The following is a 23,619-nucleotide window of genomic DNA, read 5'->3' as shown; positions in this document are numbered from 1 at the left end:
TGAACCGCTTGATTAAGCAACAAAAGCCATTGATTGCTACGTTGTCCCCACGCTTGTGGGGGTGAACCGTAACGGAGTCGGGGTCGATCACGCTGCCGGCCAGTTGTCCCCACGCTTGTGGGGGTGAACCGTAAAAAAACTTTGCACTTTGCTCGCCTGCTCTCTGTTGTCCCCACGCTTGTGGGGGTGAACCGGCAAGTATTTTGAGGCCGAACCCATGCAGGCGCAGTTGTCCCCACGCTTGTGGGGGTGAACCGTTAAAGAAGATTCTGCTCAGGTTGATATTTCAGCGTTGTCCCCACGCTTGTGGGGGTGAACCGTGATTCGCACGCTCAAAGGCAAGCCGGAGCGACGTTGTCCCCACGCTTGTGGGGGTGAACCGAAATAGGTTGTCCAGGTTGGGCAGGTTGTCCAGGTTGTCCCCACGCTTGTGGGGGTGAACCGCGGTAATTCGTAAAGTTTTGGAAATACAAAATAAGTTGTCCCCACGCTTGTGGGGGTGAACCGTACAAGCAAGAGCTTGGATTTGTAAACTCTGCCGTTGTCCCCACGCTTGTGGGGGTGAACCGTTGAAATTGTTCCTGTCGGCAATGAAGAAACTGGGTTGTCCCCACGCTTGTGGGGGTGAACCGTCCGTGAGCAGTCGGTGAGTGCTGAACACGCCAGTTGTCCCCACGCTTGTGGGGGTGAACCGGATCGTCGTTACCAGTCGGGTTAAAAAGTAGTTGTTGTCCCCACGCTTGTGGGGGTGAACCGAACTAAGAAGGTAAGAGCGAATCGTAAAAAAGGGTTGTCCCCACGCTTGTGGGGGTGAACCGTGGCTTCTCCCCGGTGCAAATCCGGCATTTGCCGTTGTCCCCACGCTTGTGGGGGTGAACCGCATTTTTCCCCCGAATATCGGCAGTACATCCGAGTTGTCCCCACGCTTGTGGGGGTGAACCGCTGTCAAGTTCCTGGAATCGTGGCCTTCGAGGGAGTTGTCCCCACGCTTGTGGGGGTGAACCGGCGTGAGTAACTATACAGCGGCAGGCAATCAGCAGTTGTCCCCACGCTTGTGGGGGTGAACCGCAGTGTAGTTGCAGCAGCGAGGACAGTGATCGATCGTTGTCCCCACGCTTGTGGGGGTGAACCGCTGTTTATGTTGCTGGTTAGCGCGATCGTTCCAGTTGTCCCCACGCTTGTGGGGGTGAACCGTACTTCCGGCTTAAACTGCGATTTTAGGGAAAGTTGTCCCCACGCTTGTGGGGGTGAACCGTCCATCTCTGCCAACGCCTCAAGCTCAAGCTTCAGTTGTCCCCACGCTTGTGGGGGTGAACCGCACAAAAGCACGACCAAGCCTGCCAACAAACCCGGTTGTCCCCACGCTTGTGAGGGTGAACCGTAGGTTCACGATCGGGTGTAGCTGCGGGTCTTGGTTGTCCCCACGCTTGTGGGGGTGAACCGTGCTGCAAGAGCAGAAGATATCGATCGAGCAGCGTTGTCCCCACGCTTGTGGGGGTGAACCGTTAAAGAAAAAGCTCAGGAAAAACTGAGAGAAGGTTGTCCCCACGCTTGTGGGGGTGAACCGCGTTTAGCTTCAAAAATTTTATTTTCTGCTACTGGTTGTCCCCACGCTTGTGGGGGTGAACCGAGTATCGTGTCGTAGGAGATAAGCAAGAATATATGTTGTCCCCACGCTTGTGGGGGTGAACCGCGGGATGTCATCAACTTGATCAGCAATGGTTTGTTGTCCCCACGCTTGTGGGGGTGAACCGAAATTAAAAACACCTAGTCGGTCTATCTGGCAGTTGTCCCCACGCTTGTGGGGGTGAACCGTGACTTGTCTGTGGTGATCACTCGATCGACTGACGTTGTCCCCACGCTTGTGGGGGTGAACCGCGGTTCAGTGGTTTCAGTCTTCAACTGGAAACGCGTTGTCCCCACGCTTGTGGGGGTGAACCGACTTGTACGAGGGCGATCGGCAGTTTCAGCACGTAGTTGTCCCCACGCTTGTGGGGGTGAACCGTCGGCAATATAGGCGGTCATATCCACAGTCGATCGTTGTCCCCACGCTTGTGGGGGTGAACCGTGACTTGTCTGTGGTGATCACTCGATCGACTGACGTTGTCCCCACGCTTGTGGGGGTGAACCGCTGTGCGGGATTGACCCTGATTGGGTGTCTCTGCGTTGTCCCCACGCTTGTGGGGGTGAACCGATACAGTCCCCATTAACAGTCGTCGCGTCAGTTAGTTGTCCCCACGCTTGTGGGGGTGAACCGCAAGCTGAAATAATTGCTTGCAAGCTATATTCAGTTGTCCCCACGCTTGTGGGGGTGAACCGATATCAGCCGCGACCCTCACGCCTTCGCAATCCGTTGTCCCCACGCTTGTGGGGGTGAACCGGGGTCGATAACTGTCCTGGGTGTCAAGAATTTGCGTTGTCCCCACGCTTGTGGGGGTGAACCGGATCAACCGTCCGCCTGACTTGGGATTGCTCCGGTTGTCCCCACGCTTGTGGGGGTGAACCGAAGATCCTCCAGTAATGTCAATTGCGACAATCTAAGTTGTCCCCACGCTTGTGGGGGTGAACCGTGTTAAAACTCTTAAGATCGTAAGTATCAACCGGTTGTCCCCACGCTTGTGGGGGTGAACCGTTACTAGACACCAGTGCAGAAGTAAAAGGTTGGCGTTGTCCCCACGCTTGTGGGGGTGAACCGGGCGATCGTCTTTTACAACAGTCACATTAAACTGTTGTCCCCACGCTTGTGGGGGTGAACCGTTTTCGATTGGGATTACTGGCGGCACAAGTTCAGTTGTCCCCACGCTTGTGGGGGTGAACCGCCGACCCGATCGGCTTTATACAAGAGGTCCTGGGCGTTGTCCCCACGCTTGTGGGGGTGAACCGTGTGATCTTGAACGAGAATACCAATCGGAGCTTCGTTGTCCCCACGCTTGTGGGGGTGAACCGGTCATCCATTACAGCCCGCCGCAGTTCTCCGATCGTTGTCCCCACGCTTGTGGGGGTGAACCGCTTTATTTGTGGGTCACGAGGGCAATCGTTTTAGTTGTCCCCACGCTTGTGGGGGTGAACCGCAGAAGCCGCCGACTAACGTGCCATAGAACCGGGTTGTCCCCACGCTTGTGGGGGTGAACCGCTTGTTTCAAGTGTTCCTGAGACTAAGCACTATGTTGTCCCCACGCTTGTGGGGGTGAACCGTAATAAAAGGGCTTTGAAACATTTCGATGCTGGTTGTCCCCACGCTTGTGGGGGTGAACCGCAAGTGCATCCCCCCAGTCAGGACTAAGAACCCGTTGTCCCCACGCTTGTGGGGTGAACCGCGACTCTGCAAGCAAAACTCATGCCGTATAGCCAGTTGTCCCCACGCTTGTGGGGGTGAACCGTATGCCGCGACTGCTCATTCCTAAACCCTGACAGTTGTCCCCACGCTTGTGGGGGTGAACCGTCCAATTGAAACTTAGAACACGGACGCTTAAGTTAGTTGTCCCCACGCTTGTGGGGGTGAACCGGGCGATCGCACATAGCCCAGTGCAGCACCTAGCGTTGTCCCCACGCTTGTGGGGGTGAACCGTATGGACTGGTTCTCCCGCTTCTCTGGACTGAACGTTGTCCCCACGCTTGTGGGGGTGAACCGATTAATCCGGTTCAGCTCGTCCGCTAGCTTCCTCGTTGTCCCCACGCTTGTGGGGGTGAACCCGGTTCGGTAGACGCGTCAGGCGCGGCAGGCTCGGTTGTCCCCACGCTTGTGGGGGTGAACCGCGCAACCCCAAGCGCATAGGCGGCTTGCGTAGTGTTGTCCCCACGCTTGTGGGGGTGAACCGGAATTACGGAAGGTTGATCGCAAGCTCAACAACGGTTGTCCCCACGCTTGTGGGGGTGAACCGCTTTCAGGCTTGGAAAATTGTTCTTCCTCAATGAGTTGTCCCCACGCTTGTGGGGGTGAACCGGAGCAATGGGCGATCGGTCTTACAACCCCTAATCGTTGTCCCCACGCTTGTGGGGGTGAACCGGCTTCCTCGTGGTTTTTCAGGGGGTCATCAATAGTTGTCCCCACGCTTGTGGGGGTGAACCGGGCTGTGTCTTGGGCAAGCCGCCACGATATTCTGTTGTCCCCACGCTTGTGGGGGTGAACCGCAGAATGATGGCCGCCCTGGCGTTGGAAGGATTCGTTGTCCCCACGCTTGTGTGGGTGAACCGCTCCACGATCGCGGAATCAAAATAACATTATTTGCCTCTACTTGCTGCCTGCGTGAAAAGTCAAAAAATTGGTAATCCGCCAAGTAGGTAGGGGCAGCAATGCCCCTGTGCCGTGATCTAGAGGTTAAATTTCCGTTGCGCGGTAATGAACAGAGAGGCAGTTGAGGTGCGAATCGTTTCTTCCTCCACATCACCCAGCTTTTGCTGCGCCACGTTCCGGCAGTAGGCAAGCAGATCGCCCATCTGGGAAACGTAAGCGGCAACGTCCCGCTTCTGGTCGTCGCCCATGCGGTACGGGTCTGTCTGGTGCGCTGGCGCGATCGGCGGAGTCGTCGCCTGAGCCTGTGGTGTGGACTGCCCTGGGGCAACGAGTTTGATTTCATCGCCCACCTTCACCAGTTGGTAGGTCTGCCCCTTACGAAGCTGCGCTAATTCCGGGGCATCCGGTTTGTAAGACTTCCAGATCTCTGAACCATCAGCCAGCTTGAACAACACAGGCTTGTATGGTCCGTACTGCCCGTTTTTCTCACGTCCGATAACTTCGATCGTTCCTTCAATCAATGTTGCGGTTGCCATGATTCAATTCCTCGCGTGAAGTGATTGCGGAAAAAGAAAGGAGGGATCTAAGTCCCTCCCGTATGCGGTGATTAGAATTCGTCGTTCAGCAGTTCATCGCCCCAACCACGCTCTAGCCACTGTTCCTCGGTTTTCACTCCGAAACGGACTCGGCGCGTCATGCCCTCGTTGTATCCAGCCATGTAGGAGACGGACTCAAAAAGCGATCTGCGAAGCATCGATCGCATACCGTCCTGCAAACCTTGCTGGTACTTGGCTTCCTCAGCATCGAGGTGTTCTTCCAGCCGGGCTGCATCATTCCGGGCTTCTTGAATTTGTGCAATCATTATGAGCATCCTTTTAATTTTTCAAGCCACCTTGCCGGGTGGTTTTTTTTGTTTGCCGTGTGAGGCAGGGGATCTAGGGGTGGCAGCTATGCCCTTCCTTTCTCTGCCCCCTCTCTTTCGCCTTTGGGGTGGTTGGCTATTTGGTTTGCCCTCACAATTAATAATATAACCCAGTATACTGGGAAATATAATAGGGCAGGCGATTAGATTTATCCCGATATACTGGGAAATGCTATAAGCGATCGTGATGCGTTATTTCCCGGTATACTGTTTATCCTTGAAATAGAGTGAGGTAAAACTATGGTCAAGAAAAAAGGGGATAAAGGTGGCAATCCTGCACCCGTGCAAACGCCTGAATTCAGGTCAAAGCAGTTTCCTCCTGCGGTTGATCTTCCGGCGGGTGTGGAGTTGGCAAAGAAACCCTTTTGCGTAAAGCTACCTGTCGAAATTGATGCGGCAATTCGTGAACATCCTCAATCCGCCGCGTGGGTGCGCCAGGTGCTAATTGCTGCCGTGGAAAAGGATTTGATTCAGCAGTAGTCCGAGCGCCCTGCATCTGCTGACCTAACTATTGGGGGAATTCCCCTAATCCGATCGTCAGAGTACCTCCGGCATTTTTCCCATCGGTAGCAGGATGGAAATGTAAAGCAGACTTGCAATACTAATCACATAACAAACAAGAGAGGATTTAATAAATCGCCCCAGCTTATTAGGGGCATTTTTTTTGAGTCGTTCTCCAGGAAAAGCAGCCCTTGATCAATGCGATCGGGGGCTTTGCTGTTCAAACAGTGATAACTGCGTCATTCTGGCTTTGCCTACCCGCTGCTGCGCTGGCTCCGGCTCGTCTAGGTAATCCAGTTCATAAGTCGATCGCACTTCACACCGATCGCTGAATTCGACCCAATAAGCACAAGTGCCGCGATGCACGATGATTCCTTCCTCTCCGGTTCGTTGCAGAATGACTCGCTGACCGTTTCGATCGATTAAGGGGAATTTGTGGTTTTTCATGGCATCTTGAACTGCTGGTGGAAGATTTCGATCGGAATGCTCACCCCCTCACCCGTGCTTTCCTGAATCGCTCGATTGATGCCAATCACCTCACCCCGATCGTTCAGGAGCGGACCTCCAGAATTACCGGGATAAAGGAAACCGGATGGCGTTCTGATACAGTTGCCGTCTAAAGCTTGCAGCCCGCAATCGCTGTTTACAACAATCACTGAGGCTTCAGTCTGCTTCCAGTGGCTTCCCATCGGATGCCCGATCGCTCTTACCGTGTCCCCTGCTTTGACATTGGCTGACTGTGCCAGCGGTGCGGTGGGCAGGTTAGCGGCTCCATCCAGTTGAACGAGTGCCAGGTCTAAGCTGCTGTCGCTCGCGATCGTGCGTCCGCTGAACTGCTTGCCGTCTTTCGTTTTGACGTGCAGCAGTCCATTAGCAATGACATGATGATTGGTCAGAATTAGCCCGTCCGATCGAATGATGATGCCGCTGGCTGGGGCTATGCCGCTGTCGGTGTTGATCCACACTTCGACGGTGAAGCGATCAGGGTCTGCTACTTTAGGGGATTGCTGCAAGAACTGCTCTGCCCGCTCGCGTTCTTCCTTGGCTGATGGCGGTTGAACTGGCGGCGGCACATCTGCACCAGCTGCGCCATCAATTTTGCTCATCACAGAATCAACGTAGTCGCCTACGGACGGTTCACCAGGGAAAGGCAGCGCAGAGTAATCATTCTCTCTGGCTGGATTGCCGCTATACCAAAGGGCTGCAACTCGGCGTAAGGCAGTGCGATCGTCCCCGTTGGCTTCCTTGAGCTGCTGCGCCACATTGGTTGCCATCCGATAAAGGCTGATGGACTTTTGCAGGTCGGGACTGGCTAAAAACTCATCCACAGAGACAGCGTTGCCCAGTGCTTCCTTGCTCCAGCTTGGGATGTTATCGGGCATGATTTGAGTCAATCCGGTTGCTGCGGTGCGAGTGTTTTGAGCAGTATGTTCTCCTCCTGATTCTTGATGAACTGTTGCTTGGTAATACTTAGCGGTTAGCTCTCGAACCTTCATGTAGTCCACGCCCACAATCACACCCAATGCCACATCGATTGTTGGTTGAACCGGCTTTCCACCCTTAAGCAGTTCTAGATGCAGGTGTGGCTCTGTACTGGCTCCCGTGTTACCCGATGTGGCAATTTGCTTTCCCGGCTGCGCGGGTCCTGCAAAACACTCGCTCAAATGCCCCAACAGAATACTGTCACCATTCGGCAAACCCATTTCTGCATAGGTTCCGTACCCTGGTGGGTCTTCTTTGCATTCCACAATTCCAGCAGCAGGGGCATGGAGGGCCGTTCCGCTATCCATTCCCAGGTCCGCGCCCTCGTGCATCTTCTCCACTCCGGTAATGGGGTGAACTCTCATGCCGAAATTGCTGGTCACTGGAATTCCTGCAACCTCGCCGCCGTCATAAATGCCAGGGAAGTCCATGTTCACCACTTGAGCCGAAGTGGAGTTGCTCTCCCCGCTAAACGGGTTTATGCCACCGATCGCGTCAGTGATGGCGTTCTTCAGCACGATTGCCGTGCAGACAATGACGAACAATCCCGCGCTAGTAAGGGCAATTGCCAAAACTGCGACCTCTCCGATCTCACGAACATCGCTACCAATGCGTTTAACGGTGCGAATTTCTTTGGCGAGTGCCTGGGTGGTTTGAACAGAGCGATAAATGTTTGCTGCGGTGCGCTTCTGTTCGGCTGAATTCCTTTCAATCTGCTGAATGGCTTCCAGCATCAATTTCTGCATCTGAGCCGCGTTTGCGTCGGTCAGCTCTGTCTCTGTTTCTGGTGCGTCCTGCTCTGTCCCTGCTGCATTTGAAGTGGCTGGCTTCTTGCGTTTCCGATTCTTGACCGTTTGCAGCAGGGCTTGCTTGACCTCCGGATTCTCCTGAATCAGTTTGATGAGTTCTTGCGGGTCAATCTGTTGCCCTGCTGTCTGCGTCATCGTTCCTCCTCAAAACCTTGCTGGAAGGACTCTTTCACCTTTTCCCAGGTGGGTAATTTTTGACCACTCCAGGATGCGATCGGGGGGGTGACTTCGGTATCAACGAACTGGTTGAACTCAGGATTGAGCAGGTACACAATCCCGGTGATACTGGCAATCGTGGCGATGGCACAAACAAAGTTCATTGCTGCTCTCCTTCGTTGCGGTCAGGGAAGGGAGGATTATCACTGGAAGCTCGATCCACTGCCGAAAAAATGATCGCTGTGAATCGTCCAGTAGCAACGATCGCTTTATCGATGCTGACTGCTCCAGAAGCAATCAGCAGCACGATTAGTGCGAGAAAGTAGGGGGCTGCGAGTAGGTTGAAAAAGAATTTCATGGGTTCACCTCGACAGGTTCAGCGTGTCCGTTAGTTTGTGCGTTCTTCTGGGCTTCCAGGTAGCGATCGAGGATGGCGCGATGCTCGGTTCTATCGCCGCGATAGGGAATGTCCCAAATCAGGCGAAACAGATATTTCTTCGGCTCCTCCTTCTCGCTGGGGTCTTTCAGCAATCCAGACAGGTACAGTTCGATCGCTTCCTGTACTTCGGGCAGTTCAAGCCTCTGGGCGAATTCGATCTCAAGTTGGGTCTGTCCGTCCTCTGTCACCCAATCCCTTAGCAGTTCGTCTAAGCCTTCGAGCGGTGGCACTGGGAGATAGCCATTCTCGATTGGAATGGAGGTTACAAAGCCTGCTGGGTTGCCGCCTCTGAGTCGATACTGCTGCTGCCCAAAGCTGATCGCGCCTGGCGGAATGGTACGGGGCAGGTTGCTGAGCTGCGATTTGTCCTGTGCTGCTTCCACACCCATGACGGCGGCACAATGCCGGATGGTCTGACGAGGCAAGCCCATTTCTTCTTTCGTCGTGGTGTGCAGAATGCCCCAAAAGAAAATGCCGTACTTGGGAGCCTGCCCTGCTAACGCCTGAATCATTTGAGCGATCGGCTCAATCTCCTTCTCGCTCAATTCGTTCAGTTTGTTTGAGAGTTCATCGACCACCATGGCAACGGGGGGATAATTAACCTCCTCTCGTTCCCGTCCCTGAAACAGCAAGTAGGCAGGTTCTAGGAAATCTCTCAGCTGTTTGGCTGATCCTTTGAACACACCCGTTTGCACATCTTTCGGGCAAGTGGTGAGGCGGGGAATGCCTAACCAGTTCGATCGGAATCGGGGGCTGTCATTCACGCCCAAAGCAGGGTCAAAGACATACAGAATCAGATCTGGATCTTCATCAACCCACGCGCTAAGAGCATAATGCGCGGCAACGCTCTTTCCCTCTCTGGGGTTGCCCACAAAGATGAGGGATTGGCGGGCAAGTTTGGCATATTTGGCGATCGGGTTGCTGGGTGCTTTCAGCAGTTCCCGGTAGCCGTCCAGACAGATCTTCTGAATGCGATTTTTCGGCTTGCCCTCCAGTTCCGGGAAGTGTCCCTTTAGCCAATTTGCAAACCCGTTTAGCTCGCTGCTGACGGCGTTTCCTGCGACCGCTACAGCCGTTTGATAGTCTCTCACTAACAGTTCTTGCTTTTGCGCGTGTCGCTGAGCGGCAAGGGTGAGAGTTCCGACGATCGCCATCTTCAAGACGGGTCGCATTGGCGCGACGATCAGTACCAGAGCAGCCGTTACCAGGGCGAGGTTAACCTGCGCGTGTAAGGTGCGCTCAATTTTCATCGGGATACCTCTTCTCAACCACTTGGGAGTCATAGATGCTGCGGAGATTATTCGTCTCTCTGACCAGCGGGAACAGGTCTGTCGAGTTTTGAATCTCTGACTCTTTTCCCTGAGCCACGGCATTCATCAACAGTCCAATCGCCTCACTTCTCAACTTCAGAGTGTGGAGATATTCCAACTCTTTCTCAGAGCGAATCAGGCGCGTGTTGTACTGCTGAGAGATGTCAAAGCTGATATCGTTGGCTTTTTTGCGAATCCAGAGAATCGGCTTATCGGTTGCGTTTGCTTGCTGGAGATATTGCCAAGCCAGACCTGCAACAATCTGTTTATCTAGCTTGCTACTGCTGGCGTTGAGCGTGTCGAGTCCCTTTTGCATCAGGGGGACGGGATATTTCCTCTGTTCTGCTTGCTGCTGTTGCCGTTGCTGAGTCGCCATCTCCTGCCCTTTACGAACTCCGGCAACAATGCCAGAACCGATCGCAACGATGAACCCAGCGGTCAGGACGATGGCGATTGGTTTCACGGGCTGATTGGGGCGAAAGACTGCTTTCATGCGTCATCCTCCGGCAGGGTAGCGGCGATCGTTGTCCAAGCAGTCACTTCGTCGGAAGTGAGGCTAGGATTTTCGAGTTTGCGGGCTGCCAATCTGCGGAGCTGGGCTGATTCGCTCTGCTTTCTGACCAGCTTTTCTGCAACAAACAGCCCCGCCATAGAGCCAATTAGCGAGATGGGCAGAATTTGGGTCATGTAGATCCCATACAGTCGCTCATAATGCTCTCGCCTGGGGTACTCATTCTTGAGTGACCCAAACCCCAGCGTGACGGTCAGCAGAAAGTTGAAAATCGTCACTGAAACAATGCGAATAATCACGTCATGTTTCCTCCAATTCGTGATAGTTCAAAACTGATTTGTAGGAAGGGCTAATCAAAAACTGGCGATCGGCTGAAAATGCCCTCAAAGTCCTGCTACATCTAGCGGGACAGGGATTAGTGTCCCGATCGGCTTTTTCGGTGTCCCGGTGTCCCTGAAAAATGGCTGAAAGGCTTGATTCTGCGTTCTGTCCCTGCGGGACACCGGGACGCGGGACAGGAGATAGGCGAAAAGGGGTTAATGTTAGAAATTCGGCTTGGAGTTGCTGCACCAAACGCTATAGGGACGAGAGGACGCTACTTAGTGCATCTTGTGCTGATGCTGGCTGCGCTGCTAAGGGAACTGCGGGAGAGTCGATCGACTGCATTCCTTGCAGGTAATGACGGGCATAAACTCTGACCACTGCCTCGATCGCTTGCCGTTCATTCTTCAGTCCTTTGGCTTCAGCGATCTGCCGTCCCAGTTCCCAGACATCGCTACTTATGCGGGTTTGTGACATCATTTCGCGTTCCCTCAAACTGCTGTTAGATGGCGAGCGGCCTGAACAGGCGAAACATGGTGGAACATACCCTGAACATTGCTGAACGCAGGATTCGGCATAACCACAAACTGCTGAACGCCTCGCAGTTTGGTTTCGACCAGGTGAGCTGCACCACCGGCAACGATAAAGCGGCGAGTCGAGGGCAGGTGAGCAGTGCAGGCAGTCTGGACTGTGCCCAAAATCTGCTTGAACCACGGGTCAAGATATTCGGGAAGCCAATCTGCCCAGGTGATTCCGGTTTCCTGGTAGCAGTGCCCACGGGTGAAGCCATCAAGAATAGCTCCGACATCCGGCGAGGTGATGCCATAGCGACGCAGCGGCGTTTTCAGGCGGCTATCGGCTGCGATCTGCATTGCCAGGTGGTAGGAACCGAAGCGATCGCCCACATCCCCAGCGATGATGTCCCCGTCCTGGTCCACAACGCGGTACAGCCAGGAAGAACCACCCAGATCAAGAACAATGCTGTAGCCAGAGTCGGGGTTTAACCCTGCTGCTTGAGCTGCCCAGTATGCGCCGATGCCTTCTGGCACGACTTCGACACTGACCACGTTGACCTGGTGCTGAATACCATTGCGCTTGAAGCTGTGCTTTCCAGCAAGCGTAGTTTTCAGAATATGGGTGTAAACCTCTGGCGAGTGGTGCGACACAATCAGCCGAATATCGCCTTCTGTCGTCTCGATCGCGCTGTAGAAGTGCAGACGGGCGAGCTGGGCTTTGTCAGTGGTGACAGTCTGCTGCTGACTGGCATATTTGAACGCTTGTTGTCCAATGTGGTAGCGCGTGCCGTCCTCCAGGTCAACGATGGGGCTGTTCTTGAGAGATTTCAGGGCATTCACGCCTTTAGGCAAGCGGTATTGAACCGAGCGAATCGATCGCGGCTGCTCATTGCCGTCGCAGACCTTGATCTGGAAATTGCCAGGGTCGAGGGCGATTGTCGTCAAACTCATACAGGTAGCTCCTTTGGGGGCAAATGAATTTGTGCCCAGATCAGCAGCGAAATCGGCTCTAAACCCTATAGCGATTCAGGTTTAGGGGCGATCAGGCGATCGGGCTAAGTTGGTACGTTTGATCTTTTTTGAAACTTATGGTTTAGACTGTAGCATAAGTTTATGCTGTTAACAGCTTATGGCATCAGCATAAATAAAGCTCTAAGTTCTGCGGAGGTCTATCATTTATGCAAAACAGTGCTAATGACATGACTAAGAGAATGACCATATCCGTCGATGACGACGTGTATGAAATCCTTGAGAAATGGGCTGAAGAGGAGGTGCGAACGGTTGCTAACCTCGCAGCAGCACTCGTCACCCTGGCTGCTAGGGATAAGCAAGGAAAGGCAGAAAAGAGCAAGTGAGGCACGATCGAGTTAGATGCTGCAAGACCCGGAAAATTTTGAGGAGTGGGAGCAGGAAGTTTGGGCAGAGAGTTCTGCAACGGCTCAGGCTAAATGCGAATCCATCGCCTATTCGAGCAGGGACTAGCGGAGGTGATCAACGTTAGCCAAGCATCCAAAAAGCCCAGCAGAAACGGCACTTACCGCTTTGTCTGCTGGTTCAGATCAGAGGCAAAGGAGAACGACGATGACAACAGCGACGATTGACATCCAGGGCATCAGAACATTACCTGCTATCCCAAAACAGGGACAGCGGTATCTCTCCGTCAATCTGGTGATCGTGCCACTGACGGATGCGCTAGAGGTTGCGAAAGACTTAGGGTTTACTCCTCAGTTAGTTTTGGTGAACTATCGCAGCGGCATCAGCGAAATTCACGCGCTGTTCTGGGAGGGAGCCATCGAGGAAACTCCGGCAAACTGGGATGAAACGATTGACCAGTTAGCCGATCGGGTCAATCCTGACGGCGTTCGGCACTGCTGGGGACGGCATATCACAGCAGCATAGGCTCAATGCTGCCATCCTCGGAAATTCCGAGGATAGACGATCGAATTTGCTCCAAGAACGCCTTTAGAGGCGTTTTCAACAGAATGGGGGAAAGAGTTGCGCTCGATCGCGCAATTATTGACCCTCAAATTCTCAGATCTACTATAGAATCTCAGCGACAGGCTGATTGAGTTGTCGTGCCACCTCTAGAACGGATTCGCGCGAGTTTTTTGACAAATACCCAGAAGTTGATGCTGGGAAGGACAAGTGAGGCGATGGCAATGGTTGAATCATTAGCGGCAATTCGATCGCAGCACAAGCGAATGGTGGCAGTCGTCTCCAAGTTGCCTGATGTTGAGAAGCGACTGCGCCACAAAAAACAACGCGATCTGATCGAATTGAAGAGGGCTGAATGGCGTTTCATTGGCGAACGCTTGGATCACCTCCAGGGGTACACCGGAGACGATCCACTGCACTCTTATGCGCTCAGTCCTCTGTACAAAGATCTCCTTGAAGCGAAGACGGAATACTACTTTGCAATCCTCAATGTATTGCGGCGGAGCTTTGGCATCGTCCGATCGAAGGCAAGACAAGAGGGCAGGGCATTTTCTTTTCGGAATGCTTGTGAGCTGTTCACCGAAATTTGTAGGGAGAACGCAAATTCAATCTATACACTATTTGAGGAAAAGCCCAGCCAGGGCATCCCCTTAGACGGCATCCGGGATCTATTCACAGCAGAATCAAAACTTTACCGAGATGCCGTATCTGAGGCAGAACAACAGGAACAACTTCTGCAATTACGTTATGGAGGCTGGGCTGATTTTTGGAAGTTTGCCGTCTGGGAACTGCGGCATACGCAATTGAAATCAGAGTGGGCGGAATTCCTGAAGCGACACAAAAAGCTGAACGCCATTCTGAAGCGGACCAGATTTGAGGATATGCGGCTAGCTGCTGTGCAATCGTCTTTTGGAGTTCCCAGCCTAAGCAACGGTCATGAGCTGCCTGAAATTGGAGGTTATATTCCTGCTGGTAACGCACTGGCAGTTGTTAACAAAACTTAACCACAAAGTCAGATTTTCACAAGCCGAAACGACCATGCTTGAATATCCCTATAGCAAAAAATCTGGCTCACCTGCCCCGACGCCAATCAGAAAGCAGAGTGAGCCTTGTAATCGATATCCGTCCCAGCTAAGAACTGGGGGCGGAACAAGTTTGTCATGTCTTATTCTGACTTAATTTCGCATAAAAATGCAATACTCCCCCGAACGGAGCAGCAGTTAAGATACCGCTCTCGATGGCTAAATCAGGCTTCCCAGCTGCTTCAGAAGCAATCTAAGGGCAAATATCTTGATCGATGGGAGCGGCAAATCACTCAGCGATATATTCGCTGGAAGGCGGCTAAGGAAGAAGCCAGCAAAGAAATAAGGAGGTAGCGGCATGACTAGCTTCCCCCAATCAAATTCTTTCCGTAATTGTAATACAAATAGATCACAAAACGTAATACATTTTCCCGCTCATCTCGATCGCGCGATCGATTTACTTTGGAGTAAGGAGAAATCGACTGCGATCAATAAGTGGCTCTACTATTGCCAGCTTGAGGGCATTGCTATTTCTTGGAGTGGGTGTGTGTGATGAACAACCTTACCTGCCGTTATTCCGAATCTCTGCCAATTGAGCGCATTCAAGCTCAGGAGCTGCTTTATGCGCTGGGCTACAACATAGGCGATACGGTTTATCTGCGCTCCTTTCCTCCGAAAGGCGGGAGCGGCAAACCAAAAAACAGCAGCTTCACCATGCCAAACGTACCACACCTCCAAGAGCCAGACGGAGGGCTCTACTTTGTCGTAAACGGAGGTGGGCAAAGGGATGCTGATGTTGAAATCGGACGTGCCCTGTTTTGTGAGTGGGACGATCGCCCGATCGAAGATCAACTACGGGCATGGCAGGAAAAGGGCTTAGAACCCAACCTGCAAGTCGTTACCCGAAAATCGGTACACAACTACTTTGTTATTAAGAGCGGCTGTCCGATCGAGCAATGGCGCAAACTGCAGGAGGATTTTTTGGAGTGGATGGACGCAGACCGCACTCTGAAGAATCCTAGTCGTGTGATGCGGTTGCCGGGAGCGTGGCACATTAAAGCTGGAGAAGATCCGGTTCAATGCAAAATCGCTCACCGCTGCGATAAAACGTACAGCTACGACAAATTACGATCGCTCATCCCTCGTCACGTTAAAACCAAGGCAACTCCTGATATCAAGGCAAATAGCGCGATCGGCTCATTCGATTCTGGCAGCCTATCTGATTTCCTGTCGCAGCAGCTTTATTCACGCCTCAGCCCAATACAGATCTACAACTGGACTGGGCACGATTGGCAAACCAATCGCAGTGGCGGCAAGATGCGCGGCTGCTGCCCGTGGCATGACTCGCAGAGTGGAACTGCGTTTCATGTCGAGCCAAACGGCAAAAATAGCGAGTGGCTTTGGCACTGCCCACAGTGCGACATTGGTGGATCTCCAATCCAGTACCGCCACCGGATGAAAGGAGGGGACGGAGATCCGAGAGGCAGACAATTTGTGGAACTGGTGAAGGAATTAGCAGCAGAGGCAGGCGTGGAGATGCCCGCATTTGAAAAGCCAGCAGTGACCGCTGAAGGCAAAGAGCGCAAAACCAAAAAGAGCAAAGAGCAAGCTGATTCGGGGGATGAACCTGAAAGCGACATCATCCAGTACACACCTGGAATGTATCTCCTGGAGAATCTGCATCAGGTGTTCTGCAATTCACTAGAAGACTGGATTTCAGTTGATGGGAAGCTGTATCGATGGACGGACGATTGCTTTTTTGAACAGCAGGACGATTCTCTGCTGCTGAAATCGATTCACAGATATCTGTCCCGGTACAGCTACTACAACAAGTCCAGAGGCGTGACCGTCTACCCATTCGCCAAGACGGGCACAATCAAGGAGGCTTTGGAATACTTGAAGCAATCAACCGCTGTTCCTGCTGACGAATGCAATCCCCCAGGCGTGAACTGCACAAACGGAGTGCTGCTTTTTAATTGGGACAATCCACAGAATGACCCAGTATTAGTTCTGCACTGTCGGGAGTACAAATTCTTGTACCGCCCAAACGCAACCTATGACCCTAATGCACCTACAGAGGATTGCGATCGGATGCTGGCAGCGTTGGAGCCGGATTTTTTAGAGGTGATACTACGGACGATGGCAAGTGTGTTTAACCTGCCGTTGGTGCGTAAAAAGTACGGACGATCAGCAACACGGGCAATTCTTGCCTGTGGCGTTGGGTCCAACGGGAAGGACACCTTTCGGGAAAGTTTATCACTGCTGCTGGGTGGGTCAGGAATGACGAGCGTAACGCTGACTGACTACCAGATCTACGACACAGGTAAAAAATTTCCGCTTGTCCCTTTGCGGCTTAGCCTAGTTAACTGGGCGAGCGAAAATGACCACAAGGTTCAGATTGATAGCCTGCAAAGCCTGAAAATGGCGATTACTGGGGAAAGGTTAGGGTTTGAGCGTAAAGGTGTAGATGTGGAGGAGTTCACCCCAAAGTGCCTGCATTTCTACAATCTGAACGGTATCCCCTCGCTGAAGGGAGCGCAAACCGCAATCAAATCAAGGATTGCGCCTATTCTGTTCAACAAAATTTTTGTTGAAAATGCAGACCCGGCAAAGGGTGAATTGCCTGTAGATCCCCGATTTAAGCATGATGAAGACTTTATCCGGTCGAACGTGCTGCCCGCATTTCTGAATCGACTGGTACAGGCATTCAAGGATCTATTGCGGGAGGGGATTGATTACTCCTGCTGTGATGCGGCGATGAACTCAATCCAAATCCACAATAGCCATGTCCTAGAGTGGGCAGAAAGCGTCGGGCTGGAGTTCGATCGCAATGCCGAGCCAATCCTCATCAAAGACTTGTGGAGAAGCCTGGAAAGCTTCTACGGCGAGACGGAGGTATTCACCGATGTCCATGATATGCGGGGCGAGTCAAAGCGGGTATGGTCGGAGGATGTGCGACCGGGCGATCCATACGTCAAGGGAATGAACCAGGTCGGAAGACGGCTTCTTGCTTTGTTTCCTCAATGTGAAGTCCTGACTGTCAAATCTGGCGAGTACAAGAACCAAAAGATGATTAAGGGGCTGAAGTTTGCCAGAAAGCCGATCGAGGTGTCGCTAGAACCACAGCAGGCCGAAGCAGCTCCTGATGCGGTGGAGCCAGCCACAGAGGCCGATCATCCGACAATCTCGACCGTTCCCGTGACAAACGATGCGCCTCCGCAGTCTCGATCGAGCAGTCCTACTTCAACATGGGCAATAGGTGATCGGGTGGCACCTCGAAATGAATACAAGAAACTTGGAGTCGGAACCATCACCAAAATATCGTCAGAAGGGAAGCTAACCTTTTACCGGATTGATTTTGCAGGCGGGCTATTCCGATGTGTCTCGAATCCTGACGATCTGATGCCAGCGGAGGCGGTGTCAGTATGACGATCGACCTCATCAAAGCCACTGCAAAGCGATTCAACCAGGCAAAGCAACAGGCAGCGGCTAAATGTACTCACACACCCGATCGCCCCTGCGATGCCTGCTTAACTGCCAGTCTGGAAGCGATCAAAGCTTCAGAGTCACCTGAATATCCCACTGGAGAGGACGCAGCTTAGTAGCAGGCGGTTGATCAGGAAATGGCTGAATCGTTACCCGATCAACCAACTGCCGATAAATCGACTTTTTTTCGTCCGGCTCCAACGTCTCCCAATAGCGGGCATCTCCTACAGCAGACAGCAATTCTACAAGTTCAGATTGGTACTCGGATTCTGCGCTCGACTGCCGTTGCAGGGCTTCAATTTGGATTCTGATGTCCTGCTTTGCCGCTTCCAGTGCCGGATTGAAGCCTAGCCGCTCCAGCCCTGCAAGCTGCTCCTGAAGTTGGAGTAGTTCAGGGCTGATGCTGCTTTGCTGTCCGGTGGGGACATCTGCCATCTCTGCGATCGCGGCTGCTTTAGCAAGTAGGGCGGCAATCACTTCTGATTCGATCGCATCGACGCGGCAGTAGTTTGTCTGCGAACACGCGCCCGCGCTGGCAGCGCGGCAATAGTAATAAAGGTAAGTTTGGGCGTGCTGGGCATCCGGCGCGCTCTTGTTGGCGTAACATGATGCTCCACACCTCCCACATCTGATCAGTCCTGATAGCGGGTAGATAGGTGATCGGGTTCCGAATCCTCTCTGCTCCCGGTTCATTTCAAGGATTCGCTCTACCTGGGTGAACTCATCATCACTTATCAGCCGATGGTCAGGGTGGGTATTATAGTGAACCTCGCGCCGATCGGGGTCATCCGCGAAATAGATCAGATGCCCTCGCAGTACCGGATTGAGAAGCCACTTGCGTAAGCCACTGGGCGATCGTTGAAATAAACCCTGCGTCTCAAACCCTGCTGCGATCGTGCGGGTATGGCTGAACTGCTGGATTCCGTACCGCTCATTGAATAGTCGAATTGCCTGGCGCAGGCTTTTAGCGGTCAGGAAGGACTCTATAAGCCTTCTGGCTACATCTGCCCTTGATAGTCCATCGACGATAACTTCTGCGTCTGGCTTCATCTCCAGCAGGCACAGAAGCGGCTCTCTGTCTAATTCATGCCGATCGTTCACCTTACGGTATCCAAAGGGGGGATTCATTGCGACTTTGCGCTGACGCAGGTATCGCCAACCATGCCGCGACCGCTCAGACACCATGTCCGACTCCATCTCTGCCAGAACGCCCATGATATTCGCCAGCGTCTTGCCTCCGAGCGTGTTGATGTCGAATCCACCGTCGAGGATTTGCAAGGCGACTCCTGATTCTCTGAAGTCATCCAAAGACGCACTCAAGGAAGGCAGTGATCGACCCAGTCGATCAATTCGGGTGACAATGACTTTTCCGACCCGCTTCGCCCGCACTAATTCCATGACTTTTGCGAACTGGGCGCGATCGTCATTCCTGCCACTTTCGACATCGGTAAAGATTTCTTCTGCCCCTGCTTGAGTCAATCTGTTCTGCTGCTGCTCTAGAGCGTGGCTATCCTCGCTCTGCTCTCGTTTGCTCACACGGGCATAGCCGATCGTCGTGTGTTTCATGGCAGTTTCCAAGGCATCAGGTAAGGCACGTTGGGCAAAAAGTAAGGCAGTTGTAAGGCAGTTTCAAAAGTGCCTTACCTGCAAAATCCTTGTACAGTAAGGCTTCTGAAAACTAGGTAAGGCAGGTAAGGCAATCTTGTTTTTCATTAATTTTATATATATACACTATATATTTTTTTTACATGTATTGTACTTGTATCACTGGATGGGGCACTGCGCCCGATCGCAGGAGTCTTGGCGATCGCAGCAACCGCTCAGCAGGTAGGTATGAAAGGGCTAATTGTTCCGGCAGACAATGCTCGCGAAGCAGCGGTGGTGCAAGGCATCTCAGTTTATGGATTGCAGCACATTTCGGAAGTTGCGGATTTTCTGAATCAACCCGATCGCTATCAGCCGCTCAAACTCGATGGTCAGGCAGAGCTCGTTCGATCGCGTTCTCAGAGTCTCGACCTGAAAGATGTCAAAGGGCAAACCCAGGCGCGCCGGGCACTAGAAATCGCTGCTGCAGGAGGGCACAACCTGATTTTCGTAGGTCCACCCGGAAGTGGAAAGACGATGCTGGCGCGAAGATTGCCGGGAATTTTGCCACCCCTTACTTTTGGTGAGGCATTAGAGGTCACACAAATTCACTCAGTCGCTGGACTCCTGAAGGACAGAGGCAGTCTGATGGGCGAGCGTCCGTTTCGCAGCCCGCATCACTCGGCATCGGGTCCATCGCTGGTCGGCGGCGGCAGCTATCCGCGTCCGGGGGAAATTTCGCTGGCGCATCGAGGAATTCTATTCCTGGACGAGCTGACAGAGTTTAAGCGGGATGTGCTGGAATTTTTGCGACAGCCGCTCGAAGACGGTCATGTCACGATTTCGCGGACGCGGCAGTCGGTTTCGTTTCCTGCAAAATTTACGCTGGTTGCCAGCACAAATCCCTGTCCCTGCGGTTACTTTGGCGATACGATCCAGCCCTGCACCTGTAGCCCACGTCATCGGGAGCAGTATTGGGCAAAGCTGTCGGGTCCGCTAATGGATCGAATTGATTTGCAGGTGATGGTCAGCCGCCTTAAGCCAGAGGAGATTACCCAGCAGACGATCGGCGAAGATTCAGTCACGGTACAGGCACGAGTTCAGGCAGCCCGCGATCGAACCCTGCATCGCTTTAAGGAAGAAACATTGCGATCGAATGCAGAAATGCAGAGCCGTCATTTGCGGCAGTGGTGCCAACTAGACGACACAACACGCAATTTACTAGAGAGTGCAATTCGCAAACTAGGACTATCTGCCAGAGCCACCGATCGCATTTTGAAAGTGTCTCGCACGATCGCTGACCTTGCCAATGAAGAGAGTTTGCAGACACATCATGTCGCAGAGGCGATTCAGTATCGGACGATCGATCGAATGCAATAGCCAATCTGCGGAATGAGCTACGATTCGGTTACAGATTGATAGCACCAGCTCAGCAGCATTGCCCCGATCGCGAGTTTGCAAACTTCCAGCAGCCAGTAAACGCCCTGCATCTGCACCATTGCGCCAGAGAAAGCCGGAGTCGATTCAAACCAGTTGAGCTGAAGTCCCAGAGCACTCATTTCTGGGGTAAGCCCGTAGGTGTAGCAGCAGACGATCGCCAGCAGAGCTAGAGCTGCCGGAATTGCCCAGCGGTGTTGAAAATGGGTGGAAATTGTGCGAAGCACCAGCATTCCGGTTAGCACCAGTGCAGCCATGAATAGCTCCAGGTGATTAAATACCCAGAAAATCGAATAGCCCGCAGCCGCAAAGCCGGGCTCGGTCAGCATTCCTGCCATCGACAGCATGGGCATAATCACCAGATCAAGCAGCAGACTAGCACTGAGCCAGAAGGCGAGTACAGCCAAAACCATTGTGCGCCAGCGGGGACGCAGAGCTTCCGAATGAACAATCGCTGACATATTTTTAATGAATGAAGCGTGTTATAAATTCCTTCTCTGAGCTTAGCGAATCTGGCTCTGCAGTAGCGTAAACGATTATTGCGCGGGTGTTAAGGGTTGTGGCGAACTGAGCGTTTGGCTGGCAGCAGATTCGTCCGCAGGATAATAGGTAAACGTGAAATTGACTCGCAACTGCGATTCAGTCGTCTGAGTCGGAAAGGGGGCAAAGGGCGCAGCCACCCGCACTGCCTGAAGCGCAACCGTATCTGCGGATGGGTCGCCGGAAGACTCCACCAGACGCAGATTGATTAAGCGACCCTGGCGATCGATCTCAAACTGCACCTTTGCCTGACGCAGTGCTGAAACCGTAATTCTTTGCCAGTTCTGGTCAATTTGGCGATTGAGCGTCGAGACATACGCACCCCACAGCTCATCGCCAGCAGCATCAAGGCTAGCGGGCCCAGGGGCTGTGCGATCGGGGTTGATTTGCCCGTCGAGCCCCTGCCCAGACTGAGGATTGATTGGCGGGGCTGCCCCCCCCACTGGAGCCGCAGGACGGGGAACCATTGCGGTCTGGGGAACGGCAGGTTGGGCAGAACGGGGGACGGCAGGCGATCGAGTCGTTCTCTGAATTTCAGATGGCTCTGAAGTTGCAGGGCTGGGACGGGGAGATGGAGGAACGGAGGACGGGGCAGGATTGGCAGCAGCAGGCTGAGGCGCAGACTGAGGCACAGATTGAGACACAGACTGAGGCGGATTAGGGGTACTGGGTCGATCGGGAATCGGTTGGGGGGCTGTGCTCTGGCTCGTCTTTCCGGCACTAGGTGGCAAAGCTTCATTTCTTGAGCCGCCTGCATTGGAATTAATTTGTGCGCGACGCGAGGATTCGGTTTCTTTGGACGGGTTGATCGCCGGATCAAGGTAAACAAATTCAACGCCGATCGGGTCTTTTTGAGCCTGCCGATTTTCGCGCTGCTCTAGCGACCATCCGACAAACAGTAGCGCATGGGCGACGATCGCGACTCCAAGACAAAGGGTGAGGCGTTTTTTCTGCCGGGTGTGGTGTTGCGATCGGGCGAGTTGGGAGAGGGACATGGGAAGAGGGGTGGGGGAAGGGGAAAGGGGGAATCTGCTTGGCGTGACGACCCTGAGTGAAGACCGTTTGCATTATGATCAGATTTGTAATACTTCGATGTCTCTCTTGATTAACTGCTCATGGATATTTTGACTTTAGGATGGGTTTCTCTGCTGTCCGTATTCACATTTTCGATCGCGCTCGTTGTTTGGGCACGAAACGGACTCTAATTCTGGAGGCATCCCGATTGAGTGATGCGGGTGTGTTGATGAAATTTATTCGGGCGGAGCGGCTATGAGTGAATCCTCTCCTCTGCTTACCGTTTTGGCGTTTGCAACTTTGGGACTTTTAATCGCGGTGACCGGTGGTGTTGCGTATCTGACCACAATCGAGTGGCGCGATCGACGCAGCAGAGAAAAAGAAAAGCGGGGAAAATAACTTTCTCCGCTCTGAATCAAAATAAAGGGCAGCGCGTCGACTCGACCTGCTGCTTTTTTGTGAGTTGCGATCATGAACTGTGTTGAGCAGTATTCATGAAATTTCGTGAAACCTTGTTTTTAAGGCAGTTTGGAGTAAAAACAGCGTGACTAAGGAGCAAGCTCAGTGCTGATTTCATTGACGGGTCGCCGTCTCAGCTCTGTTGACTCCGATCGCGGCAGCAGGTTAAACACTTCACGCAACACATCATCAATCCGCTCCAGGGAAATCGAGCCTTTTTCGTTCAGCACAATTTTGTTGGATTGATCGAATATTACGGTTTGAGGCACATAGCCTTTGTAATAGTAGCCAGGTTCATCCGAGCGATAGCGGTCTTTGAGTGGCAGCGGGTCTACGCTTAGCGCAATCATGTTCATTGCCCACCCATACAGCCCATCGATCCGAGAAACGACGAGCGCGTATTCTTTGCAGTCCAGGCTGTCGTCTGTATAAAGCATCAGCAGCGTTGGCTTTTCATTTTTGAATGCTTCTGCCAGCGTGATGTTGGGCGGAACGAGGGAGCCGTTGCCCGCATAGAGAGGGAAGATGTTGCCGTCGAAGCGATCGTCGGTCAGGAGTGCGGATGCAGGCGCAGTATGGGCACAAAAAATAACCAGCCCCAGCAGAAGGCTCAAACATAGACGAGCGATAGATCGACGGGTCAGAGAGGGTTGCCAGAATTGAAAACGCATGAACAAATCACCCGAATGGTGAATGATGGGCAATGTAGCTTGAGAGGATGTTTGAAAGTTGTCATCCGAACCGCCCGTCTAGCCCTCTTCTGAGGGGAAACCTCGCTCTTCTTCTGAATCTCAAAGTCCCCACATTAGAGAAGTTAGGGGGCGATGTAGAATACCAAATCCTGTTCAAACAACCTCGAATCAGCCACTCTCCTGATTGTAAAGCGTCAGGTGATTGTAAAGCGTCAGGGCATCGGGCATCCGACAAGGTGAGGTTCGGCAA

General features: G+C 52.9%; 24 protein-coding genes, 1 pseudogene and 1 CRISPR repeat array (1 of these 26 cut by a window edge). Of the genes and pseudogenes, 9 read left to right on the top strand and 16 right to left on the bottom strand.

Annotated elements, in window-relative coordinates:
- A CRISPR array of direct repeats spans positions 1–4,194; the repeat unit is 29 nt; unit sequence GTTGTCCCCACGCTTGTGGGGGTGAACCG (it extends 775 nt beyond the left edge of the window).
- 117 nt (positions 4,195–4,311) lie between these two features.
- On the bottom strand, positions 4,312–4,770 hold the full coding sequence (locus NDI45_RS12885; protein ID WP_348247568.1) for a hypothetical protein: 459 nt from the start codon (positions 4,768–4,770) through the stop codon (positions 4,312–4,314).
- Between the two features lie 71 nt (positions 4,771–4,841).
- Positions 4,842–5,096, bottom strand: a complete 255-nt coding sequence (locus tag NDI45_RS12880; protein ID WP_348247567.1) for a hypothetical protein — start codon at positions 5,094–5,096, stop codon at positions 4,842–4,844.
- 300 nt (positions 5,097–5,396) lie between these two features.
- Between NDI45_RS12880 and NDI45_RS12875 the strand changes: the two genes are divergently transcribed.
- Positions 5,397–5,636, top strand: a complete 240-nt coding sequence (locus NDI45_RS12875; RefSeq protein WP_348247566.1) for a hypothetical protein — start codon at positions 5,397–5,399, stop codon at positions 5,634–5,636.
- A 216-nt stretch (positions 5,637–5,852) separates the two neighbouring features.
- On the opposite strand, the gene NDI45_RS12870 is transcribed toward NDI45_RS12875, so the two are convergent.
- Genes NDI45_RS12870 through NDI45_RS12825 form a run of 10 tightly spaced genes read right to left on the bottom strand, consistent with a single transcriptional unit; the run spans position 5,853 to position 12,151 of the window.
- Positions 5,853–6,104, bottom strand: coding sequence for a hypothetical protein (locus NDI45_RS12870; RefSeq protein ID WP_348247565.1), 252 nt, complete (start codon positions 6,102–6,104; stop codon positions 5,853–5,855).
- Positions 6,101–8,083 (bottom strand): trypsin-like peptidase domain-containing protein, encoded by a 1,983-nt coding sequence (locus tag NDI45_RS12865; protein WP_348247564.1) that lies wholly within the window; start codon positions 8,081–8,083, stop codon positions 6,101–6,103. Before NDI45_RS12865 ends, NDI45_RS12870 begins: the two co-directional genes overlap by 4 nt.
- The gene (locus NDI45_RS12860; protein ID WP_348247563.1) at positions 8,080–8,268 is read right to left on the bottom strand and encodes a hypothetical protein; all 189 of its coding nucleotides are present in this window, start codon (positions 8,266–8,268) and stop codon (positions 8,080–8,082) included. The genes NDI45_RS12865 and NDI45_RS12860 overlap by 4 nt, the downstream gene beginning before the upstream one ends.
- Entirely contained in the window at positions 8,265–8,462 is a 198-nt protein-coding gene (locus NDI45_RS12855) for a hypothetical protein (RefSeq protein ID WP_348247562.1), read from the bottom strand. The genes NDI45_RS12860 and NDI45_RS12855 overlap by 4 nt, the downstream gene beginning before the upstream one ends.
- Positions 8,459–9,793 carry a hypothetical protein gene (locus tag NDI45_RS12850; protein ID WP_348247561.1) on the bottom strand — a complete coding sequence of 445 codons (1,335 nt, stop codon included), beginning with the start codon at positions 9,791–9,793 and terminating at the stop codon, positions 8,459–8,461. Before NDI45_RS12850 ends, NDI45_RS12855 begins: the two co-directional genes overlap by 4 nt.
- Positions 9,783–10,346: a hypothetical protein gene (locus NDI45_RS12845; RefSeq protein ID WP_348247560.1), complete on the bottom strand. Its 564-nt coding sequence runs from the start codon at positions 10,344–10,346 to the stop codon at positions 9,783–9,785. Before NDI45_RS12845 ends, NDI45_RS12850 begins: the two co-directional genes overlap by 11 nt.
- The gene (locus NDI45_RS12840) at positions 10,343–10,663 is read right to left on the bottom strand and encodes a hypothetical protein (RefSeq protein WP_348247559.1); all 321 of its coding nucleotides are present in this window, start codon (positions 10,661–10,663) and stop codon (positions 10,343–10,345) included. The genes NDI45_RS12845 and NDI45_RS12840 overlap by 4 nt, the downstream gene beginning before the upstream one ends.
- 1 nt (position 10,664) lies before the next feature.
- Entirely contained in the window at positions 10,665–10,937 is a 273-nt protein-coding gene (locus tag NDI45_RS12835; RefSeq protein ID WP_348247558.1) for a hypothetical protein, read from the bottom strand.
- Between the two features lie 3 nt (positions 10,938–10,940).
- Positions 10,941–11,165 (bottom strand): hypothetical protein, encoded by a 225-nt coding sequence (locus NDI45_RS12830; RefSeq protein WP_348247557.1) that lies wholly within the window; start codon positions 11,163–11,165, stop codon positions 10,941–10,943.
- A gap of 11 nt (positions 11,166–11,176) precedes the next feature.
- On the bottom strand, positions 11,177–12,151 hold the full coding sequence (locus NDI45_RS12825) for a hypothetical protein (protein WP_348247556.1): 975 nt from the start codon (positions 12,149–12,151) through the stop codon (positions 11,177–11,179).
- Positions 12,152–12,378: 227 nt separating this feature from the next.
- On the opposite strand from NDI45_RS12825, the gene NDI45_RS12820 reads away from it, so the two are divergent.
- The 5 genes from NDI45_RS12820 (at position 12,379) to NDI45_RS12800 (ending at position 17,759) form a co-directional block, all read left to right on the top strand.
- Positions 12,379–12,555: a hypothetical protein gene (locus tag NDI45_RS12820; RefSeq protein ID WP_348247555.1), complete on the top strand. Its 177-nt coding sequence runs from the start codon at positions 12,379–12,381 to the stop codon at positions 12,553–12,555.
- Between the two features lie 226 nt (positions 12,556–12,781).
- Positions 12,782–13,099 carry a hypothetical protein gene (locus NDI45_RS12815; RefSeq protein ID WP_348247554.1) on the top strand — a complete coding sequence of 106 codons (318 nt, stop codon included), beginning with the start codon at positions 12,782–12,784 and terminating at the stop codon, positions 13,097–13,099.
- Positions 13,100–13,359: 260 nt separating this feature from the next.
- The gene (locus NDI45_RS12810; protein ID WP_348247553.1) at positions 13,360–14,139 is read left to right on the top strand and encodes a hypothetical protein; all 780 of its coding nucleotides are present in this window, start codon (positions 13,360–13,362) and stop codon (positions 14,137–14,139) included.
- A 570-nt stretch (positions 14,140–14,709) separates the two neighbouring features.
- On the top strand, positions 14,710–17,586 hold the full coding sequence (locus NDI45_RS12805) for a DUF5906 domain-containing protein (RefSeq protein ID WP_348247552.1): 2,877 nt from the start codon (positions 14,710–14,712) through the stop codon (positions 17,584–17,586).
- Positions 17,583–17,759 carry a hypothetical protein gene (locus NDI45_RS12800; protein ID WP_348247551.1) on the top strand — a complete coding sequence of 59 codons (177 nt, stop codon included), beginning with the start codon at positions 17,583–17,585 and terminating at the stop codon, positions 17,757–17,759. Before NDI45_RS12805 ends, NDI45_RS12800 begins: the two co-directional genes overlap by 4 nt.
- Here NDI45_RS12800 and xisF read toward each other — a convergent pair.
- Positions 17,710–19,209 (bottom strand): fdxN element excision recombinase XisF, encoded by a 1,500-nt coding sequence (xisF, locus tag NDI45_RS12795; protein WP_348247550.1) that lies wholly within the window; start codon positions 19,207–19,209, stop codon positions 17,710–17,712. The genes NDI45_RS12800 and xisF overlap by 50 nt on opposite strands.
- Before the next feature lie 195 nt (positions 19,210–19,404).
- Here xisF and NDI45_RS12790 point away from each other — a divergent pair.
- Positions 19,405–20,607, top strand: a pseudogene (locus tag NDI45_RS12790) (YifB family Mg chelatase-like AAA ATPase); the annotation flags it as partial.
- A gap of 17 nt (positions 20,608–20,624) precedes the next feature.
- Here the strand turns inward: NDI45_RS12790 and NDI45_RS12785 are convergent.
- Entirely contained in the window at positions 20,625–21,125 is a 501-nt protein-coding gene (locus NDI45_RS12785) for a hypothetical protein (protein WP_190791029.1), read from the bottom strand.
- Between the two features lie 75 nt (positions 21,126–21,200).
- A complete protein-coding gene (locus NDI45_RS12780; RefSeq protein WP_190791028.1) occupies positions 21,201–22,199 on the bottom strand; it encodes an energy transducer TonB in 999 nt (332 codons plus the stop codon).
- A 120-nt stretch (positions 22,200–22,319) separates the two neighbouring features.
- Here NDI45_RS12780 and petN point away from each other — a divergent pair, with 120 nt between their 5' ends.
- Complete coding sequence (gene petN / locus NDI45_RS12775; RefSeq protein WP_088890440.1) at positions 22,320–22,409, top strand: cytochrome b6-f complex subunit PetN; 90 nt, start codon at positions 22,320–22,322, stop codon at positions 22,407–22,409.
- 64 nt (positions 22,410–22,473) lie between these two features.
- Complete coding sequence (locus NDI45_RS12770) at positions 22,474–22,617, top strand: hypothetical protein (protein WP_190791027.1); 144 nt, start codon at positions 22,474–22,476, stop codon at positions 22,615–22,617.
- Positions 22,618–22,766: 149 nt separating this feature from the next.
- Here NDI45_RS12770 and NDI45_RS12765 read toward each other — a convergent pair whose 3' ends face one another.
- The gene (locus NDI45_RS12765) at positions 22,767–23,348 is read right to left on the bottom strand and encodes a thylakoid membrane photosystem I accumulation factor (protein WP_190791026.1); all 582 of its coding nucleotides are present in this window, start codon (positions 23,346–23,348) and stop codon (positions 22,767–22,769) included.
- Between the last annotated feature and the right edge of the window lie 271 nt (positions 23,349–23,619).

Source organism: Leptolyngbya sp. GB1-A1 (assembly GCF_039962475.1).
Classification (GTDB): Bacteria; Cyanobacteriota; Cyanobacteriia; order Elainellales; family Elainellaceae; genus Leptolyngbya_A.
Note: the sequence above shows the minus strand (reverse complement) of the source record. Positions and strands in the feature narration are given on the sequence as shown.

Excerpts from the sequence above, each read along its gene's own strand:
- NDI45_RS12845 (WP_348247560.1), bottom strand. The coding sequence starts at position 10,346 with ATGAAAGCAGTCTTTCGCCCCAATCAGCCCGTGAAACCAATCGCCATC.
- NDI45_RS12815 (WP_348247554.1), top strand. The coding sequence starts at position 12,782 with ATGACAACAGCGACGATTGACATCCAGGGCATCAGAACATTACCTGCT.
- NDI45_RS12880 (WP_348247567.1), bottom strand. The coding sequence starts at position 5,096 with ATGATTGCACAAATTCAAGAAGCCCGGAATGATGCAGCCCGGCTGGAA.
- NDI45_RS12785 (WP_190791029.1), bottom strand. The coding sequence starts at position 21,125 with ATGTCAGCGATTGTTCATTCGGAAGCTCTGCGTCCCCGCTGGCGCACA.
- NDI45_RS12865 (WP_348247564.1), bottom strand. The coding sequence starts at position 8,083 with ATGACGCAGACAGCAGGGCAACAGATTGACCCGCAAGAACTCATCAAA.
- petN (WP_088890440.1), top strand. The coding sequence starts at position 22,320 with ATGGATATTTTGACTTTAGGATGGGTTTCTCTGCTGTCCGTATTCACA.
- xisF (WP_348247550.1), bottom strand. The coding sequence starts at position 19,209 with ATGAAACACACGACGATCGGCTATGCCCGTGTGAGCAAACGAGAGCAG.
- NDI45_RS12870 (WP_348247565.1), bottom strand. The coding sequence starts at position 6,104 with ATGAAAAACCACAAATTCCCCTTAATCGATCGAAACGGTCAGCGAGTC.
- NDI45_RS12765 (WP_190791026.1), bottom strand. The coding sequence starts at position 23,348 with ATGCGTTTTCAATTCTGGCAACCCTCTCTGACCCGTCGATCTATCGCT.
- NDI45_RS12780 (WP_190791028.1), bottom strand. The coding sequence starts at position 22,199 with ATGTCCCTCTCCCAACTCGCCCGATCGCAACACCACACCCGGCAGAAA.
- NDI45_RS12805 (WP_348247552.1), top strand. The coding sequence starts at position 14,710 with ATGAACAACCTTACCTGCCGTTATTCCGAATCTCTGCCAATTGAGCGC.
- NDI45_RS12800 (WP_348247551.1), top strand. The coding sequence starts at position 17,583 with ATGACGATCGACCTCATCAAAGCCACTGCAAAGCGATTCAACCAGGCA.
- NDI45_RS12830 (WP_348247557.1), bottom strand. The coding sequence starts at position 11,165 with ATGATGTCACAAACCCGCATAAGTAGCGATGTCTGGGAACTGGGACGG.
- NDI45_RS12885 (WP_348247568.1), bottom strand. The coding sequence starts at position 4,770 with ATGGCAACCGCAACATTGATTGAAGGAACGATCGAAGTTATCGGACGT.
- NDI45_RS12770 (WP_190791027.1), top strand. The coding sequence starts at position 22,474 with ATGAGTGAATCCTCTCCTCTGCTTACCGTTTTGGCGTTTGCAACTTTG.
- NDI45_RS12855 (WP_348247562.1), bottom strand. The coding sequence starts at position 8,462 with ATGAAATTCTTTTTCAACCTACTCGCAGCCCCCTACTTTCTCGCACTA.
- NDI45_RS12860 (WP_348247563.1), bottom strand. The coding sequence starts at position 8,268 with ATGAACTTTGTTTGTGCCATCGCCACGATTGCCAGTATCACCGGGATT.
- NDI45_RS12875 (WP_348247566.1), top strand. The coding sequence starts at position 5,397 with ATGGTCAAGAAAAAAGGGGATAAAGGTGGCAATCCTGCACCCGTGCAA.
- NDI45_RS12810 (WP_348247553.1), top strand. The coding sequence starts at position 13,360 with ATGGTTGAATCATTAGCGGCAATTCGATCGCAGCACAAGCGAATGGTG.
- NDI45_RS12850 (WP_348247561.1), bottom strand. The coding sequence starts at position 9,793 with ATGAAAATTGAGCGCACCTTACACGCGCAGGTTAACCTCGCCCTGGTA.
- NDI45_RS12820 (WP_348247555.1), top strand. The coding sequence starts at position 12,379 with ATGCAAAACAGTGCTAATGACATGACTAAGAGAATGACCATATCCGTC.
- NDI45_RS12825 (WP_348247556.1), bottom strand. The coding sequence starts at position 12,151 with ATGAGTTTGACGACAATCGCCCTCGACCCTGGCAATTTCCAGATCAAG.